This is a genomic window from Bradyrhizobium genosp. SA-4 str. CB756, assembly GCF_000473125.1.
GTDB lineage: Bacteria > Pseudomonadota > Alphaproteobacteria > Rhizobiales > Xanthobacteraceae > Bradyrhizobium > Bradyrhizobium arachidis.
On sequence record NZ_KI421499.1, the window covers coordinates 4,110,591 to 4,127,904 of the forward strand.

Below are 17,314 nucleotides of genomic sequence, written 5' to 3' on the forward strand. Positions count from 1 at the left end.
GGAATCGTTGTTGTTTCGATGAGTAACCCCGCTGAAAAGCCAGAGGTAGTTCAGCTTCCGGCCGAGCCGGTCAGCGCTCCGTCGGCGAGCAGCCGAAGGGCCGCCGCGCAGCGGGTGCGCGAGGCGCGCGACAAGTTAACGTCGACCAGCGGAACCCGGCCGGCCTTCGACGCCGAGATGCTGCGCCAATATGCGCAGACCCGGCTGTCGGCCTCCTATGTCGTGATGCTGCTGGTGGTTGCCACCGGTGTGCTGTTCGGGTTGTGGATGCAGCCGATCCCGGCCGCGGCCTGGACCTGCGGCATGATCTGCATTCACGCCGCGATGATCCGCAGCTGCCGGCGCTTTCTGGCCGAGCCCGCCTCGCCGACATCGACGCGCGCCTGGCGGACGCGCTTCGTCCTGCTCGACCTGCTCTATGGCCTGTGCTGGATGGCAATCCTGATCCATCCCGTGCTCGACATGGTCACGGAAACGCTGATGATGTTCCTGATGCTGCTGGTGATCGCAGTGTCGAGCATGCTCGCCGCCAATTTGCCGATCGCGGCCCTCGCCGCCACCGCGCCGGTCGCGGTCGCGATGGCGCTGAGCTTCGTGATGACCGGCTCGCTGGACAATTATATCCTGGCGGCGCTCGCGATCGCAGCCGAAGGCTATTTCGTGCTGCTGGCGCATCGCCTGCACTCCTCGACCTTCGCAACGCTCGAGGCCCGCGCCGAGAAGGATGCACTGATCGGCGAGCTGGAGCAGGCGAAAGCAATCTCGGACGAAGCGCGTCACCGCGCCGAATCCGCCAATGTCGCCAAATCGCGTTTCCTCGCCCAGATGAGCCACGAGCTGCGCACGCCGCTGAACGCCATCCTCGGCTTCTCCGAGGTGATGAAGAGCGAGATTTTCGGTGCGCATGCGGTCGGCGTGTACAAGGAATATTCCGCCGACATCCATAATTCCGGCGTGCACCTGCTCAACCTCATCAACGAGATCCTCGACCTGTCGCGGATCGAGGCGGGCCGCTACGAGCTGAACGAGGAAGCGGTGTCGCTGGTGGGCATCGTCGCCGACTGCCATCATCTGATGAAGCTGCGCGCGTCCAGCCGCGGCATCACGATCCACGAAGTATTCGAGCAGGCGATGCCGCGGCTGTGGGCCGACGAGCGCGCGGTCCGCCAGGTCGTGCTCAATCTGCTCTCCAACTCGATCAAGTTCACCCCGCAAGGCGGCGAGATCTGGCTCAAGGCCGGCTGGACCGCCTCGGGCGGGCAATATCTCTCGGTGAAGGATTCAGGCTCCGGCATTCCCGAGAGCGAAATTCCGGTCGTGCTCGCCTCGTTCGGCCAGGGCTCCAACTCGATCAAGTCGGCCGAACAGGGCGCCGGGCTCGGCCTGCCCATCGCCAAGAACCTGATCGACCTGCACGGTGGCACGTTCACGCTGAAATCGAAGCTGCGCATCGGCACCGAGGTGATCGTCACCTTCCCGCCGGAGCGCGTGATGAGCGCGCTGGCGCCGATGTCGGATGAGGCCCCGCCGCTCCAGCCGGAGAGTTCCGCGCTTGCCGACGAGAGGCGGCGGCCACGCCACAAGCCGATCATGAGCGCAGGCACGGGCTCTTAAACGAGATGCTTGCAGAGATGCCCGACCATCCCCCACTATGTCCGAATGAGCAAAGAAACGCCGTGCGTCGCCGTCTGCATGATCGATCCCAAGACCAAGCTATGCTTCGGCTGCGGCCGCACCTTGCCGGAGATCGCACGCTGGCACGCCATGGAGAGCGCGGAACGGCTCGCGGTCATGGCGCTGCTGCCGGCGCGGATGACGGACGCCGGGCTGACGCCGATCGCAGGAACGCCGAAGCGCGCCTGACCGCCTCGCGTGCCCTCGGAGGCGCGCCATGATCCGCTTCCTGCTCGTTCTCATCATGCTCGCCGGCACGGCCGGTGCCGTTGTCGCCTATGGCGATCCCAGCCAGATCGTGCGCGCCAGCAACAAGGTCTCGCACATGTTCCGCGCGCAGACCGCCTCCCCGCCCCCTGCCGTGCAGATCCAGCGCGGCCAGGGCGGCGAATTCGCGCTGCGCGCCAAGATCAACGGCGTCGCCGCGCCGATGGTGATCGATACCGGCGCGACCTCCGTGGTGCTGACCTGGGAGACCGCGAAGGCGATCGGACTGCCGCTCGAGATGCTCGAATATGACGTCGATCTCGAAACCGCGGGCGGCCACACCAAGGCGGCCCGGCTCACGCTCGATCGCCTCGCGGTCGGCCACCTCGTCGAAAAATCGGTGCCGGCCCTCGTCGTGCAGCGCGGACAGATGAAGACCAACTTGCTCGGCATGAGCTTCCTCGACCGCCTGGAAAGCTGGGGCGTTCGCGCCGACAAGCTGATGCTCACCGGCTACCCGGAGCTGCAGAGCGGCCATCGCCGCGCGCGCACAGCGGTGGATTAATCCCCTCCGGCCCATCCACAGCCTCGGACAACTTGCCGCGAAAGCGCAGCAGTGGCATTTGCACCATTTACAAACCGCCTAGTCGGTTTATAACGGGTTCATTCCCGGATCGGGGTTGGACGAGCGCTGCGCCCTTCAGGGAGCGGCCAAATGGGAGATCGAGACTCATGACTGCCACTGCCGCCTTACGCTGCGCGATGCGCGCCCTGCCCTTTGTCGCGGTGTTCGCCGCAGGCAGCGCCAGCGCTGCGGATCTGTCGCCGCGCTATGCCGTGCCCTCCTCCGCCTACACGGCACCGCAGCCGGTGTACTCGTGGACGGGTCTTTATGCGGGCTTCAACGCCGGCTATGCCGAGAGCGGCGACGACGCCTTCAACAATCTCGTCGGCACCAACGGAGGCAAGGTCAAGGGCGCCGTCGGCGGCGTGCAGATCGGATACAACTACCAGATCTCGCCGATGTTCGTTGTCGGCATCGAGAACGATTTCGAAGGCGGGGACATCAAGAACCACGACGCGCTGAGCAGTGCCGCGGTGAGCCTGCCCTGGTACATGACCGGCCGAGCCCGCGCCGGCATCGCGACGATGGATTCACGCCTGCTGTTCTTCGGGACCGCGGGTCTGGCCGCCGGCGAATTGAAGGACGGTCCGATCAACAAGATGAAGATGGGCTGGACCGCAGGTGGCGGCGTCGAATGGGCGTTCCTGCCGAAATGGTCGGCCAAGGCGGAATATCTCTACACCGAGTTCAAGCACGACGATCTGCCGGACTGGAACGCGCCGAAATTCCACACCTTCCGCGTCGGCGTGAACTACCACTTCGACCTGTTCCGCTAAGACGGATCGAAAGAGCCGGATTTTGCGATCCGGCTCTTCATCTGACTGGAGCTACGCGGCCGCTTCCGCTGGCGCACGCACGCCGACGCGAGCAATTGCATCGCGCAGCACGTCGAGGCCGGCGCCCGGCTTCACGCCGTGCTCCGCGAGATGCCGGCGGAACGCCCGCGCGCCGGGCACGGCGTGGAATGCGCCGACGAAATGCCGCGTGATGGCGTGCAGCCGCGTGCCGCGGGCGAGCTGCTGCTCGATATAGGGCATCATCGCTTCGAACGCGTCCTGCATGGTCGCATGCGGCGGCGCCTCGCCGAAGATGTCGCGATCGACGCTGAGCAGCCGCCACGGCTCCTGATAGGCAGCACGGCCGAGCATCACGCCATCGACGTGATCGAGATGTGCCCTGGCCTTGTCGATGCCAGGGACGCCGCCATTGATGATGATGGGCACATCGGGCATCGCGCGCTTGAGGCGATAAACGCGATCATAATCGAGCGGCGGGATGTCGCGGTTCTCCTTCGGAGACAGACCGTTGAGCCAGGCCTTGCGGGCGTGCACGATCAGCGCGTCGCAGCCGGCAGCGACCACCCCGCGCGCAAGCGTATCGAGCGCAACTTCCGGATCCTGCTCGTCGATGCCGATGCGGCACTTCACCGTCACGGGAACGCCGACCGCGTGCTTCATGGCCTCGACGCATCGCGCCACGAGCTCCGGCTCCGCCATCAGGCAGGCGCCGAAGCGGCCGTCCTTCACGCGGTCGGAGGGACAGCCAACATTGAGATTGATCTCGTCATAGCCGAAATCTTCGCCGATCCGCGCAGCAAGCGCGAGCTCGCGCGGATCCGACCCGCCAAGCTGCAGCGCCACGGGATGCTCGCACGCGTCGAACCCGAGCAGCCGCTCCCGATCGCCATGAACGACGGCACCCGTGGTCAGCATCTCCGTATAGAGCAGCGCGCGCCGGGTCAGCTGACGGTGGAACACCCGGCAGTGCCGGTCAGTCCAATCCATCATGGGGGCGACGGAAAAGCGATAGTCTTGCGATTTCAAATGCTATTCTTTCATCGAACCGACAGCACGGAGGTGCGCTTGCACCCGAACCAGCATTTTGCGTGGCGTGGAGCATACCCTTCGCCTGAATGGGCGTCTGATGCAACCGCAACAGTAAAGTGGTGCGGACAAGAGAAAGCAACAATGATCCCGAATGGCATAATCCGAGGCAGCCTTGTCCAATCTGGACACGGCTGGTCTAACACCTCAATTGTCGGTGAATAGCCGGCCCAAATTGGATAAGGGTGCCATCCGGGCCGCATCGGAGTGATTATGATTGAGAATGCTCATTCGAGAGGTCGACCAGTCGACCCCCGTTCCGCATGGTCCGGGCTGTCCCAGGCAGAACGTGACGCCGCCTATGACAACAACGCGGCCGTCAAGAACAGCACGGCCCTGATTGCCGAACGGAACGAAGCCTCTGGCCGGCTGCGAAGCACGCTGAATTCCCATCTCGATCTGCCTTACGGTCAGCGGCCGAACAACAAGATCGATCTCTACCCGGCCGGCAGGCCTGAGGCGCCCTGCTTGGTATTCGTGCATGGCGGCTATTGGCAGCGCAATTCGCGCGAATTGTTCGCGATGCTCGTCGAAGGCATCGCCGCCAATGGCTGGTCGGTTGCCATTCCCGGCTATTCGCTGGCGCCGGAGGTATCCCTCACCGACATCGTCGCCGAAGTGCCGCGCGCGCTCGACTGGCTTGCCGCAAATGGCGCGTCCTATGGCGTTGCCGGACCGGTCGTCTTGTCGGGTTGGTCCGCCGGAGCCCATCTCGCAGCGATGGCGCTGAACCATCCGAGTGTCCATGCGGGACTGGCGATCTCAGGCGTGTACGAGCTCGCGCCAATCCGCGATACCGGCCTCAACAACGCGCTGAAGCTGACGGATGAGGAAATCGCCGCGCTGTCGCCGCTGCGCCTGCCCGTCACGCCGAAGCGGCTCGACATCGCCTATGGCAGCAACGAGCTGCCGGCGCTCGTGTGCGATTCCATCAACCTCCACGACAAGCGCACGGCGGCGAAGGCGCCCGGCAAGCTCATTCCGGTCGACGGCGCCGATCATTTCACCATTCTCGAGGCCCTGCGGCGGCCAAACGGGGTCCTCGTCGACGCCGTTCGCCGGTTGCTGGACTGAACCGTGAAAACAACCCCATGCACAGTAGAATGCCGTTGTTTTCAAAGACGAATTTTGCAGGCAAGGCGACACCACCGATCATTTTGACTCGTCGGGCAAAACAGGGGCATGACGTCGCGCTTGCTGCGCTCGCACTTCCACGCAGATTTGTTCTCCTGTGATCCGTATCGGGTAAAGCCGCAACGGCGGGCTCGGCCATCCCGGATTGATCGCCCCGTCGCGCAAATCGAACGATGCCGCGTGACGCGGACAGAACAGCCGGCCGGCCCTCACCTGTCCGAGAGCCAGATCCGCCTGTTCATGCGGACACGCGCGGTCGCATGCGACGGCATCGCCGTCGTTCCAGATCACCAGCAGGTCGAAGCCTGCAACATGTACGTGAACGATCGTCTCCGCTCTCAGGCGGTCGAGATTGCAGACCGGCGTCCAGCCGAAGCCAGCCGAGCCGGCGGCATCGTCATCCACCGAGATAGGCCTTCCGCACATGCTCGTTCTCGATCAGCTCGGAGCCTGCGCCTGACAGCACGATGCGGCCATTCTCGAGCAGATAGGCGTGGTCGCACATCTCGAGCGCGGCGAACGCGTTCTGCTCGACCAGCAGCACCGTGGTGCCGGCATCGCGGATACCGCGGATGATTGCAAAGGTTCGCTCGACGATGTTGGGCGCAAGGCCGAGCGACGGCTCGTCGAACATGATCAGCCGCGGCCGCGACATCAGCGCGCGCCCGATCGCCAGCATCTGCTGCTCGCCGCCCGACAGCGTGCCCGCCGCCTGCCGGCGCCGCTCGGCGAGCCGCGGAAATTCCGCGTAGATGCGGTCGCGGTCGGCCGCGATCTCGCCCGAACCACGACGGAGGTAAGCCCCCATGTCGAGATTTTCCTCGACGCTCATGTGCGGAAATACGCGCCGGCCTTCCGGACAATGTGCGATCCCGCTGGCGAGCACGCGCGGTGGTCTCGCCCCGGTGATGTCGATGCCCTCGAACCGCATTTGCCCTGCGCGCGGCGGCACGAGGCCGGAAATCGCACGCAGCGTCGTGCTCTTGCCGGCGCCGTTGGCGCCAATCAGGGCGACGAGCTGGCCGGCCTTCACGTCGAGCGAGATGCCACGCAGCGCAGTGACGCCGCCATAGCCGCACACCATGTCGCGGATCTCAAGCACGCCCCGCTCCATGTCCGAGATAGGCCTCGATCACGGCCGGATCGTTGCGGATCACATCCGGTGTCCCCTCGGCAATGATGCGGCCATAGTTCAGCACCACGATGCGGTCGGAGACGGTCATCACCATCGGCATGTCGTGCTCGACCAGCAGGATGGTGATGCCACGGTCGCGGATGCTGCGGATCAGCTCGACGAAGCGGTGGGTTTCCGAGGCGTTCATGCCCGAGACGGGCTCGTCGAGCAGCAGCATCGAGGGCTCCGCCGCCAGCGCCAGCGCGACACCGACAAGGCGCTGCTCACCGTAGGACAGCGAGCCGGCCGCATCATGGGCGCGGCGTTCGAGGCCGACCCATTCGATCAACTCGCTCGCGCGCTGCCGCAGCCTGCGTTCCGAGGCGCGCGCGCCCGGCAGCCCGAGGATGGCATCGAGCAGCCTAACCCGGCCCTGACGATGCAGACCGATCAGGAGATTGTCGTAGACGGTGTCGTTGGGAAACACGCTGGTGCGCTGAAACGTGCGTATCAGGCCGAGATCGGCGATCTCGTGCGGCTTCAACCCGGTCAACGTCGTACCCTGATAGGTGACCTGGCCTGCGCTCGGCGTCAGGAAACCAGTCATGACGTTGAAGGCGGTGGTCTTGCCGGCGCCATTCGGCCCGATCAGGCTGACGATCTCGCCCTCACCGACCGTAAAACTCATGTCGGAGATCGCGACCAGGCCGCCGAAGCGGACGGCGACCTGCTCGATGGTCATGGCAATGCTGCGCGCGGTCATCACGCCGGCTCCTTGGCACCGGTTTCGGTGAGCGCGACCGATGCCAACGCCGGCGCGCCGCTGCGCCGTCGGATGAAGCGCTGTGCGAGCGAGGGCACGATGCCACGGGGCAGCACGAACAGGATGGCGATCAGCACGCCGCCATAGGCGATCCACTGCGCCTCCGGCGCCATGACCGGCCGCAACGCGACCGGCAGCAGCCCGAAGATCAGGCCGCCGACCACGGGCCCGGCCAGCGAGCCCTTGCCGCCGCTGATCACCATGATGACCATGGTGACGGTGTTGATGAAGGCGAACACTTCGGGGTCGATGATCCGGATGTAGTGCGCATAGAGGCTGCCGGCCGCGCCCGCGATCGCGGCCGAGATCACGGCTGCCACCGTCAGCGTCCTGGTGACGTCGATGCCGACAGAGACGGCGAGCGTCTCGTTCTCCATCAGCCCCCGCATCGCACGGCCGAAATGGGAATGAACGAGGCGGGCGATCAGGAGATAGGCGACCAGCGCCACGATCAGCACGAGATAGTAGTTCTGCATCTTGGTGCGCAGCGTCAGCTCACCAAGGCCGGGCAAGGGCAGCGCGATGGATGGAATGTTGGTCAGTGCCAGCGGCCCCTGCGTCAGCTCGACCCAGTTCAGCGCGACCAGCCGGACGACCTCGGCAAAGGAGATGGTCACGATGACGAAATAGGCGCCGCGGACGCGGAAGGAGAGCAACCCGACGAAATAGCCGCACATTCCGGCGACCAGGATGGCCAGCAAGAAGCCTGCAATCGGCGGCCAAGGTGCGTGAACCAGGCGGACGTCTCCGGGCAGACCGACGTCGAAGCCGAGCGACGTCAGCGCGCTGACATAGGCGCCGATGCCGAAGAAAGCGATGTGGCCGAGGCTGAGCTGGCCTGTGAAGCCTAGCAACAGATTGAGGCTCATCGCGCCGATGACGAAGATGCCGGTCGTGATCAGCGCGTTCAGGAGATAGGGATCGCGCAGCCAGAGCGGCACCGAGGCCAGGGCCGCGACGGCGAAAATGGTGACGGCGGCTCTCATCCAACCCGCTCCGCGCGCGCAAACAGGCCGGTCGGTCGGAAGATCAGGACCGCGATGATGATCACGAAACCCATGGCGTCGCGGTAACCAGACGAGACGTAGCCCGCCCCCAATTCCTCGGCCAGCGCCAGGATGAAGCCACCGATCACCGCGCCCGTGATATTGCCGAGGCCGCCAAGGATGACGATGGCGAAGGCCTTGACGGCGGCGAGATCACCCATCTGCGGGAAGATCACGTAGACAGGCCCGAGCAGAGCGCCGGCGGCGGCGGCAAGGCTGGAGCCGATCGCGAAGGTCGAGGTGTAGATCATGTCCACGTTGACACCCATCAGCGAGGCCGTGTCGTGGTCCTGGAACGTCGCCCGCATTGCACGTCCCAGGCTGGTCTTGTTGATCAGGAGGTACGTCACCAGGATCAACATTGCCGCCGCGGCGAGCACAAACAGGCGAAGCCAGGATACCGACACCGGTCCGAGCACCAGCGGCGTCTCAGGGAATGGCGTGGCCACCGATTTGGCGACACCGCCCCAGATCCATAGCGTGCCGGACTGCATCGCGATCCAGGCGCCGATCATGACCAGCATCGTGGTGTCGATGTCGGAGCCGCGCAGCGGTCGCAGTAATGTCAGCTCGATGGCTGCTCCGAGCAGCCACCCGGCAAGCACCGCGACGGGCAATGCCAGGAAGAAATTCAGCCCGAGCTGCTGCACCACGATGAACATGATGTAGGCGCCGAACGTGTAGAGCACGCCGTGCGTGAAGTTCACAACGTTCATGATGCCGAAGATCAAGGTCAACCCGATGCCCAGCAGCGCATAGGTGCCGCCGAGCACGAGCATATTGACCAGATGCTGAAGGAATTCGCTCAAAGCCGTTCCCGAATAAATCGCACATGACGAGGGCAGTGATGCACCGCCCTCGCCGTCGACGAAGCGCGTTATTGTTTGAGCATGATCTTGCCGGAAAACCGCTTCACACTTTTCCGGATCATGCTCTAGAGCGTCTTCAGCTCGACCTTGCCGTCGTTGATCTCGATGAGATAGACGTTCGGCTGGCTCTGCCCGCTCTCCTTGCCCTCCGGACCGGACTTGCGGAACACGATATCGCCGTTCAGTCCCTTGATATTGATGTCCCAGAGCGCCGCCTTGATTGCGGCTGGCTCGGCCTTGCCGGCCTTCTCGATCGCCGCCGCCACAGTGCGGATGCCGTCATAGCCGCGAAAACTCTCGGTGCAGCCGGCGAACTCGAAACCGCGCTTCTTCCATTCCGTGATGAAATAGTTGGTGGCTTCCGGATTCGGCGTCTTGTCCGGGAACCACGGCAGGAAGGTGGTCAGATGCATGGTGCCGTTGGCGGCGGCACCGGCCTGGGCGATGATCTGGTCCGGGTTCTGCGAGCCGCCGGTGGTGATGATGCGCTTCTTCAGGCCCAGCGCGGCCGCCTGCTTGAAGATCAGCGTCAGCTGATCGACCGCCGTCGTGACGATCACCGTCTCGGAATCCGAGCTCTTGATCTTGGAGAGCTGCGCGCTCATGTCCTGCGCGCCCTGGTCCATGGTCTCGACGAGGCCGATGCTGATGCCCTTGTCCTTCATCATCTTGCTGAAGTCCTCGGCAGTGCCCCGGCCCCAGTCGTTGTTGATGACGAGGAAGTCCACCTTCTTCAGCGCGAGCTTGTCGACGATGCCCTTGAACGCGGCGGCCTCGACCGCCGAGGGCGGCGAGATCCGGAAGATGAAGGGATTGCCCGTCGTCGTGATCTTGCCGGAGGACGAGGTCTCGACGACCATCGGGGTCTCGTATTCCATCAGCTTGGGCATCACCGCGAGCGTCAGGCTCGAGCCCCATGCGCCCATCAGCACCGGCACCTTGTCGCTGGTGATGAGTTTTTCGGCGACGGCGGCGGCCTCCGTCGGGTTGCTCTTGTTGTCCTCGATGACGAGCTCGATCTTCTTGCCCAGGATGCCGCCCTTGGCGTTGATCTCATCGGCAGCGATCTTGGCGCCGTTGACGACGTAGGTGCCGGAGGCTGCAAACGCGCCCGTGAGCGGCTCGTTGACGCCGATCTTGATGGCCTGCGCCCCTGCCGTGCCGCCGAACAAGGCCGTCGCCAGCGCGATGGCCGGAACCAGTCCGAGTGCTCGTGTCATGTTGTCTCTCCAAATCCCACGCTGTTGATATCCAGGGTCGTCCAATCCAAGGTCGTTCAAGGCTTCGTCACTCCCCGGTGCCGGCACGCCGATCATTCCGCGCCACCTTTTCCAGTGAAGACGCGGCCAAACATGCGCGCCAGCCGGGCGCGCAAAACGTCCGAGGCAATCGACCAGCCACTGAGCTCTGCCGCGGCCACCTGCCCCGACGGCGCGCCGGACATGTGGCGGTCGAGATTGCCCGCGAACTCCGCAACGAGGCGCTTGGCAAGATCCCGCACCAGGCCGGGCCGGCCGACCTGCGCCAGCATTCCCGTGAGCGTGTACCCGATCGAGACTTCGACGGCGGTCGCCGAGCCGCCCTCGAGCGGAAGCAGGCGATAGCGGATCTCTCCTTGCGTCGCCGAATGGCTGCGCTGGTCGGCGCCAACGCCGACGATGCGTCCCGATAGCGCTGCGGGATCGCGTTCGACGCGCGCGGCGCCCTCGAAGGACGCCGCGATCGGCCCGAGCCTGACGCTGATCATGCCCTCCACGCGCTCCGGCGTTGGCGGCGCCGTGAGCGATACGCCGGGCAGGCAGGATGCAATACCGGCGATGTCATCGAACATCGCGAACACCCTTGTCGGTGCATGCGGCAGCGTGAAGCGCTGATCGAGAACGGTCGCCGGAATGAAATCGGAAATTCGGACCAGTGCAGCGCCGTCTGATGCCGCCACTGAGATCTGCCGCGCAGGCCTCGGCTCGTCGCCGCTGAACGTGGCTCGCCCCGATCCGGCGGGGCCGAGACTGGTCCGGCCGCCATCGACAAGCGGCGCGATGTTGCGCGCACGCCTCGCCTCGATGACGGACTGGACGGCGCGCACAATCCCGACATAGCCGGTACAACGGCAGAGATTGCCGCTGAGGCCGACACGGATGCGCCGCTCATCGGCATCGGGCAGACGCAACACCAAGTCGCGCGCCGAGACCAGCATCCCCGGGGTGCAATAGCCGCACTGAAGGGCATGCTCGCGGGTGAAGGCTGCGCGCAACTCGGTCGTGACCTCGTCCTCATCGAGCCCTTCGATGGTGGTGATGTCGGCGCCCGCGCAGGCCACCGCATAGGTGATACAGGAGCGCGCCGGCACGCCGTCGAGCAGCACGGTGCAGGCGCCGCAGACGCCGTGCTCGCAACCGAGATGGGTGCCGGTCAAGTCCAGCTCATCGCGGACGAAATCGGCCAAGCTGGTCCGCGGCTCGGCCGAAACTTCGACCGCACGGCGATTGACCTGAAGTGCGATCGTGGTCATGCCGCGGCCTCCAGGACGGCGCGCTTCAACACGCTGACATGGATGTGACGCTGCGCGACGTCGTCGATGCCGGCTTTGGTCAGAAGGCCATCCGCGACGCGAGCGTCGAAGCGCTGCTTGTAGTCGGCCGCGATCCGCCCGCCGAACAGCTCGGCGGCATCGGTGACAACGATCGGCGTCGTGTCAATCGCACCGATCACGACACGCGCCGAGGCAGCAACTGGATCGATCAGTACAGCGCCGATGGCGTGGGCAAACTCGCCGGTCTTGCGGCAGCTCTTGGCATAGCCCCAATGGGCCGAGGCCGCGCGTGACGGGACGTGAATCGCCTCGACGATTTCGCCCGCATGCAGCGCCGATTCCAGCGCGCCGACGACGAAGGCCTCGATCGCCATGGTGCGAGCGCCGCCAAGGCTGCGCAGCGTCACGCGCGCACCCAGGGCGGCGAGCGACGAGATCCAGTCAGCGGCGGGATCGGCATGACTGAGGGAGCCACCGATCGTGCCGCGGTTGCGCACCGCGCGGTATGCGATGTTGGCGGCGACGCCGCGCATGGCGCCGCGGGTCACGTCGGCCGTGCGCCCATCCTCGATGTCGGCATGGGTGACCAAGGCGCCGAGCACGAGTTCGCCACGAGAAACCTCGGCCCGCTTGAGCTCGGCCAGGCCGGAGATGTCCACGATCAGCTCCGGCTGCACCAGCCGCAGATTGAGCATCGGTCCGAGCGACTGCCCGCCGGCGATGATCTTTGCCGAACCGCCGCTTGCGGCCAGCATCGACAGCGCGGCGTCGAGATCGCGTGGACGCTCATAACTGAAGGGCGCCGGTTTCATGCCGCGCTCCTTTCGGCGGCGCGTGCAGCCAGCACGGCTTCGACGACGCGATGCGGCGTGATCGGCGACTGCATCAGCTCGACGCCGAACGGACGCAGCGCGTCGTTGACGGCGTTGGCGATGGCGGCCGGCGGCGCAATCGCACCGCCCTCGCCGATGCCCTTCACGCCGAACTGCGTATAGGGCGACGGCGTTTCCATGTGATCGAGGCGCGCGGCCGGAACCTCGGTCGGGCCCGGCAGCAAATAGTCGGCGAGCGTCGTCGCCAGCGGCTGGCCGGAGGCATCGAACGGCATCTCCTCGTAGAGCGCGGTGCCGATGCCCTGCGCCAGACCGCCATAGATCTGGCCGTCAACGACGAGCGGATTGACCAGCACGCCGCCGTCTTCGACGATCACGTAATCCAGAATTTCGACTTCGCCGAGATCAGGATCGACCGCAACCACGGCCGCATGCGCGGCATAGCTGAAGGTGCCGCTGTCGCGGACGGGCTTGTAGCCTTGCGTCACCTCGAGCCCGCCGGGATCGACATCGGCCGGGAGATCCTGCGGGCGACGATACCAGGTGTGGGCGATCGCCCTCAGGCTGACATTGCCATTGACGCCGCGCACTTCGCCATTCTGCAACACCACGGCGGCCGGATCGTGCTGCAACAGCTTGGCGCCGATGCGCCTTGCGCGTTCGCCGAGCTCGCGGCAGGCCGTCGCCACCGCGCCGCCGGCCATCACCATCGAACGCGAGCCCCAGGTCCCCGTCGAATAGGGCGTCATCGCGGTGTCGCCGAGGATGATGCGGATCTTTGCAATTTCGACGCCGAGGATCTCGTGCGCGACCTGGGCAAGCGTCGTTTCCATGCCCTGCCCGTGCGAATGCACACCGACGCGCAATTCGAGGCCGCCGTCCGGCGTCAAGCGTGCCGAGGCCTGCTCGTGACCCGGCACCATGGGGATGCCCCAGCCGGAATAGACCGAGGTGCCGTGCGCCGCCTGCTCGCAATAGATGGAGACGCCGACGCCGATGCGGCGACCGTCAACCTCGCCCAGGCTCTGTTTGGCACGAATGGACTCGATGTCGATGGCGGCGAGCGCGCGCCGCATCGCTTCCGGGTAATCGCCGCTGTCAAAGTGCTTCCTGGTGATGTTGTCGAACGGCATCTGCTCCGGCAGCACCAGGTTGCGCAGCCGCACCTCGCCGGGCTCGAGCCCGGCTTCGGCCGCCACGAGATCAAGCATCAGCTCCAGCGCGAAGCAGACGCCGGTGCGCGCGACGCCGCGATACGGCAGGATCGGGCATTTGTTGGTCGCAACCGAGAAGGTGCGGCAGCGATAGGCCGGCATCTTGTAAGGGCCGGGCAAAATGCTCGCGACCTGCGCGGCCTCGAGACAGGCCGAGAACGGATAAGACGAGTACGCCCCGGAATCCACGGTCGCCTCGCAATCGATGCCGCGCAGCGTGCCGTCACGGTCCGCATAGACCGTGATCTTGTAATGATGCTCGCGGCAATTGGAGCTAGCGACGAGATGCTCGCGGCGATCTTCCAGCCAGCGCACGGGATGGCCGTTACGCATGGTCAGCCAGGACAGGCAGACTTCTTCCGGCAGCAGAATGCCCTTGTGGCCAAAGCCGCCCCCAACATCGGGCGAGATGACGCGGATCTGGCCCTCCTCCATGCCGAGGCACTCGGCAAGGCCGCTGCGTGTGATGTGTGGCATCTGTGCCGCTGAATGCAGCGTGAGCTGATCGAGCCGCCGGTCGAAGGTCGCAACCACGCCGCGGCCCTCCAGCGGCGACATGCATTGCCGTGCCGTCGATATCTCGCGCGTCACCTTGATCGGCGCATCCAGCGCGGCGGAGATGTCGACCTCGTAGTTGGTCTCGAGGAAGACGTTGTCGCCCCAATGCTCATGCACCAGCGCCGAGCCGGGCTCGCGCGCCTTCAGCATGTCGTAGACCGCGGGCAGCTCCTCCAAATCGAGCGTCACGGAGGCCGCGATGTCCTCGGCCTCGGCGCGCGTCGGCGCCAGGCACATCGCAACGAGCTCGCCGACCTGGCGCACCTTGCCGGCGGCCAGCACCGGTTGTTCGGATATCTTGAAGCCCGGCAGCCCCGATACCGCGCGGATCGGCTTGATCCCGACGAGCTCGGCCGCCGTGAACACGCTGCCGCGATAACGCTCGGGCACGTGGATGCCGCGGATGCGTGCATGCGCCATCGGGCTGCGCACGAAGGCGACGTCCTGAAGGCCCGCGAGCCTGATGTCGGCGACGTATTGGCCGCGGCCGCGCATCAGGCGGTCATCCTCCTTCCGCGGCAGCCGCGCGCCAACGCCCTGCCCGGACTTGCCAGAAGGAAACTCTCGTTCGTTGCGCACGCCGGCGTTCTCCCTCACCGCGCGGACTTATGCCGCGACGGCCTGCGGCAGGATCGGTGCGACCGCGTCGAAGCGCGTGCCGGCGCGCAGGCAGAAGGCCGGCTGCAGCAGGCGCTCGGCGATGACCTCGTTCTTCTCGTTGTCCTTCAGGACGAACCGGCCGTTCTTCTCCGTGAGCACGGAGACGTCGGCACCCATGCCGACCTTGAGCGCGCCGATCTCCTCGCTGCGGCCGAGCATTTTTGCGGGATTGGAGGTGACCATCGGCACCACCTGCTCCAGCGACAGACCGAGCGCCATCATCGAGCTCATCGCCTGCACCAGGCTGAACTTGGCCTGTCCTGCGAACGGATGGTTCTCCTCGTCCTCGTGCTGGTCGGGCGTTCCGGCCGGCGCGGGCACATGCGTGTTGTAGCCGTGAATATCGGCGCCGAGCGTGGTCGGAATGATGCCGGCGGCAATCGCCTTCTTGGCGAGCCGGTAAGAGAAGTGGCTGCCGTGACCGACATCGACCTTCAGGCCGCGGTCGAGCGCGGCCTGGATCACCGGATGCACCTCACCCTCGCGGTTGACGAAGCCGCCGGGATGACGCGTGAACGGATGAGCGAGAACATCGCCTTCACGCAGGAGCGGGATCACGCGCGTAAGAATCGTGTCAGCATCCTCGCCATTGGCGCCGCTCTCGGGCAGGCCCCAGAGCTGGCCGAAATGCACGTAGACCGGAAGATCGGCGCGCTTTCCGATCTCCGCCGCCATCTCGATGACGCGAATGCCCCAGCGCGCGAAACCACCGATCTCGGCATGCGCCTTGATGCCGCGTACAATGTCGAGATTGGCCGCCGCCGCCTTGACCGTGGCGTCGATGTCGACGCCATCGGGACTGTAGAGTTGCGGATAGAAGTGCCCTTCGAGGCCGCCGACGAGGTAGGCAGACAGAAAGGCATAAACTCGTGAGGCCGCGGGCTCCGCGATGAAGTGACGAAAGCCGGGCAGCGTCATGCAGGACGGGCCGCCCTGGTCGACCAGCGTCGTCACGCCCGACTGCACGCCCACCATGTCCGGATTCATGCCGAAGCGGCCGGAGACATATTGATAGACATGCGCATGGGTGTCGATCAGCCCGGGCAGCACCAGCTTGCCGCTGACGTCGACGACCTCCTTGGCGCTGGTCGGCAGAATGTCGGACGCGACGGCTGCAATCCTGCCGTTGCGGATGGCGACGTCCCTGATGCCGTCAACACCGGAGGCCGGACAGATCACGCGACCGCCTCGCAGCAGAAGGTCGAAGCTGGCAGTAACGGACACGGGCGCTCTCCTCTCCCTGAACGAGCGACGGCATCGCCCGAATTACGAAGCATGCTTCGCATTTTGACAAAAGCAAGCTTCGTGCCATGATCCGGCGGTGGCGGGCGCACTCGAATCGAGCTAAGCGCGGCAGGGTTTGGATTGGGAGAGTGTGCATTGCGGCAGGCGAAGACACGTCGCGGCGGGAGCAGGCACCGCCCGTGGCCCTTGTCGCAACGACCCGGATATCTGATCCGCCGGCTGCACCAGATTCACGTCGCACTGTTTCAGGAAGCCTGCGGCGCGTTCGAGGTCACGCCGCTGCAATACAGCCTTCTCTCGGCGTTGGCGGTGCGCGAAACCGCCGATCAGACCACTTTGGCGGCCGATATCGCCCTCGATCGCACCACCACGACCGGCGCATTGAAGCGTCTGGCGGTACGAAACCTGGTCGAGCGCGCGGTCAACAAGGACGATCGCCGGGCGCGCCTGTGCCGGTTGACACCGGCCGGCGCCGCCTTGCTGGTCAAGATCGAGGGCGCGGCGCGACGGGCGCATCGCGCAACGCTGGGAGATCTCAGCGAGCGGGAGCAGGCGCAGTTCATCGAAATGATGCAGCGCATCGTGGCTGGCCACCCCAGTCGCGACAGTGCCAATGCCCTATTCGACTAGACGCAGCTGCCGCGCTTTTGGATTGGGCTGCTCAATTTATCATCGTACCGCTGCTCAGCCATGCAACGTCCCTTGCCTCTCGCCCACTGGCTCGCGCGTGGGATCGCCACCTCATGGTTGCGGCCGCCAGTTCACACCCGAGGTCGAAGCGACCTTGAGAATCCAACAGCAATCCGACGCAAGCGAGACTGCATCAGGCATCGATGCGGGCCCTGCTCCGGCCGGCCACAACCGATGGCACGATTTATGCTGCGATGATGCGAAGC

General features: G+C 65.4%; 17 protein-coding genes. 6 read left to right on the top strand and 11 right to left on the bottom strand.

All coding sequences use genetic code 11. The features are described 5' to 3' along the window. Positions 1-18: 18 nt before the first annotated feature. The 4 genes from BRAGE_RS0120320 (at position 19) to BRAGE_RS0120335 (ending at position 3,282) form a co-directional block, all read left to right on the top strand. On the top strand, positions 19-1,614 hold the full coding sequence (locus tag BRAGE_RS0120320) for a sensor histidine kinase (protein WP_027557204.1): 1,596 nt from the start codon (positions 19-21) through the stop codon (positions 1,612-1,614). A gap of 45 nt (positions 1,615-1,659) precedes the next feature. Beyond that, positions 1,660-1,863, top strand: coding sequence for a DUF1289 domain-containing protein (locus BRAGE_RS0120325; RefSeq protein ID WP_027557203.1), 204 nt, complete (start codon positions 1,660-1,662; stop codon positions 1,861-1,863). A gap of 28 nt (positions 1,864-1,891) precedes the next feature. Then, entirely contained in the window at positions 1,892-2,446 is a 555-nt protein-coding gene (locus BRAGE_RS0120330) for a TIGR02281 family clan AA aspartic protease (RefSeq protein WP_027557202.1), read from the top strand. A gap of 167 nt (positions 2,447-2,613) precedes the next feature. Next, positions 2,614-3,282 (top strand): outer membrane protein, encoded by a 669-nt coding sequence (locus tag BRAGE_RS0120335; RefSeq protein ID WP_027557201.1) that lies wholly within the window; start codon positions 2,614-2,616, stop codon positions 3,280-3,282. Positions 3,283-3,333: 51 nt separating this feature from the next. Here the strand turns inward: BRAGE_RS0120335 and dusA are convergent, their stop codons facing one another. Next, on the bottom strand, positions 3,334-4,329 hold the full coding sequence (gene dusA / locus BRAGE_RS0120340; protein WP_084334106.1) for a tRNA dihydrouridine(20/20a) synthase DusA: 996 nt from the start codon (positions 4,327-4,329) through the stop codon (positions 3,334-3,336). A gap of 273 nt (positions 4,330-4,602) precedes the next feature. Between dusA and BRAGE_RS0120345 the strand changes: the two genes are divergently transcribed. Then, positions 4,603-5,463, top strand: a complete 861-nt coding sequence (locus tag BRAGE_RS0120345; RefSeq protein WP_027557199.1) for an alpha/beta hydrolase — start codon at positions 4,603-4,605, stop codon at positions 5,461-5,463. A gap of 78 nt (positions 5,464-5,541) precedes the next feature. Here the strand turns inward: BRAGE_RS0120345 and BRAGE_RS48920 are convergent, their stop codons facing one another. From BRAGE_RS48920 to BRAGE_RS0120395, 10 genes are all read right to left on the bottom strand, one after another. Then, a complete protein-coding gene (locus BRAGE_RS48920) occupies positions 5,542-5,928 on the bottom strand; it encodes a Rieske 2Fe-2S domain-containing protein (RefSeq protein ID WP_051377953.1) in 387 nt (128 codons plus the stop codon). Continuing rightward, on the bottom strand, positions 5,921-6,625 hold the full coding sequence (locus BRAGE_RS0120355; RefSeq protein ID WP_027557197.1) for an ABC transporter ATP-binding protein: 705 nt from the start codon (positions 6,623-6,625) through the stop codon (positions 5,921-5,923). Before BRAGE_RS0120355 ends, BRAGE_RS48920 begins: the two co-directional genes overlap by 8 nt. Continuing rightward, a complete protein-coding gene (locus BRAGE_RS0120360; protein ID WP_035729894.1) occupies positions 6,618-7,400 on the bottom strand; it encodes an ABC transporter ATP-binding protein in 783 nt (260 codons plus the stop codon). The genes BRAGE_RS0120355 and BRAGE_RS0120360 overlap by 8 nt, the downstream gene beginning before the upstream one ends. Next, complete coding sequence (locus BRAGE_RS0120365; protein ID WP_027557195.1) at positions 7,400-8,446, bottom strand: branched-chain amino acid ABC transporter permease; 1,047 nt, start codon at positions 8,444-8,446, stop codon at positions 7,400-7,402. Before BRAGE_RS0120365 ends, BRAGE_RS0120360 begins: the two co-directional genes overlap by 1 nt. After that, positions 8,443-9,315 (bottom strand): branched-chain amino acid ABC transporter permease, encoded by an 873-nt coding sequence (locus BRAGE_RS0120370; RefSeq protein ID WP_027557194.1) that lies wholly within the window; start codon positions 9,313-9,315, stop codon positions 8,443-8,445. Before BRAGE_RS0120370 ends, BRAGE_RS0120365 begins: the two co-directional genes overlap by 4 nt. A 125-nt stretch (positions 9,316-9,440) precedes the next feature. Continuing rightward, on the bottom strand, positions 9,441-10,595 hold the full coding sequence (locus BRAGE_RS0120375; protein ID WP_027557193.1) for an ABC transporter substrate-binding protein: 1,155 nt from the start codon (positions 10,593-10,595) through the stop codon (positions 9,441-9,443). Positions 10,596-10,687: 92 nt separating this feature from the next. Beyond that, entirely contained in the window at positions 10,688-11,887 is a 1,200-nt protein-coding gene (locus BRAGE_RS0120380; RefSeq protein WP_027557192.1) for a xanthine dehydrogenase family Fe-S subunit, read from the bottom strand. Then, positions 11,884-12,720 carry an FAD binding domain-containing protein gene (locus tag BRAGE_RS0120385; RefSeq protein ID WP_027557191.1) on the bottom strand — a complete coding sequence of 279 codons (837 nt, stop codon included), beginning with the start codon at positions 12,718-12,720 and terminating at the stop codon, positions 11,884-11,886. Before BRAGE_RS0120385 ends, BRAGE_RS0120380 begins: the two co-directional genes overlap by 4 nt. Beyond that, positions 12,717-15,110: a xanthine dehydrogenase family protein molybdopterin-binding subunit gene (locus BRAGE_RS0120390; RefSeq protein WP_035729897.1), complete on the bottom strand. Its 2,394-nt coding sequence runs from the start codon at positions 15,108-15,110 to the stop codon at positions 12,717-12,719. The genes BRAGE_RS0120385 and BRAGE_RS0120390 overlap by 4 nt, the downstream gene beginning before the upstream one ends. Before the next feature lie 9 nt (positions 15,111-15,119). Further along, positions 15,120-16,397, bottom strand: coding sequence for an amidohydrolase/deacetylase family metallohydrolase (locus BRAGE_RS0120395; RefSeq protein ID WP_027557189.1), 1,278 nt, complete (start codon positions 16,395-16,397; stop codon positions 15,120-15,122). A 156-nt stretch (positions 16,398-16,553) separates the two neighbouring features. Here BRAGE_RS0120395 and BRAGE_RS0120400 point away from each other — a divergent pair, with 156 nt between their 5' ends. Then, entirely contained in the window at positions 16,554-17,048 is a 495-nt protein-coding gene (locus tag BRAGE_RS0120400; RefSeq protein ID WP_027557188.1) for a MarR family winged helix-turn-helix transcriptional regulator, read from the top strand. The last annotated feature ends 266 nt before the right edge of the window (positions 17,049-17,314 follow it).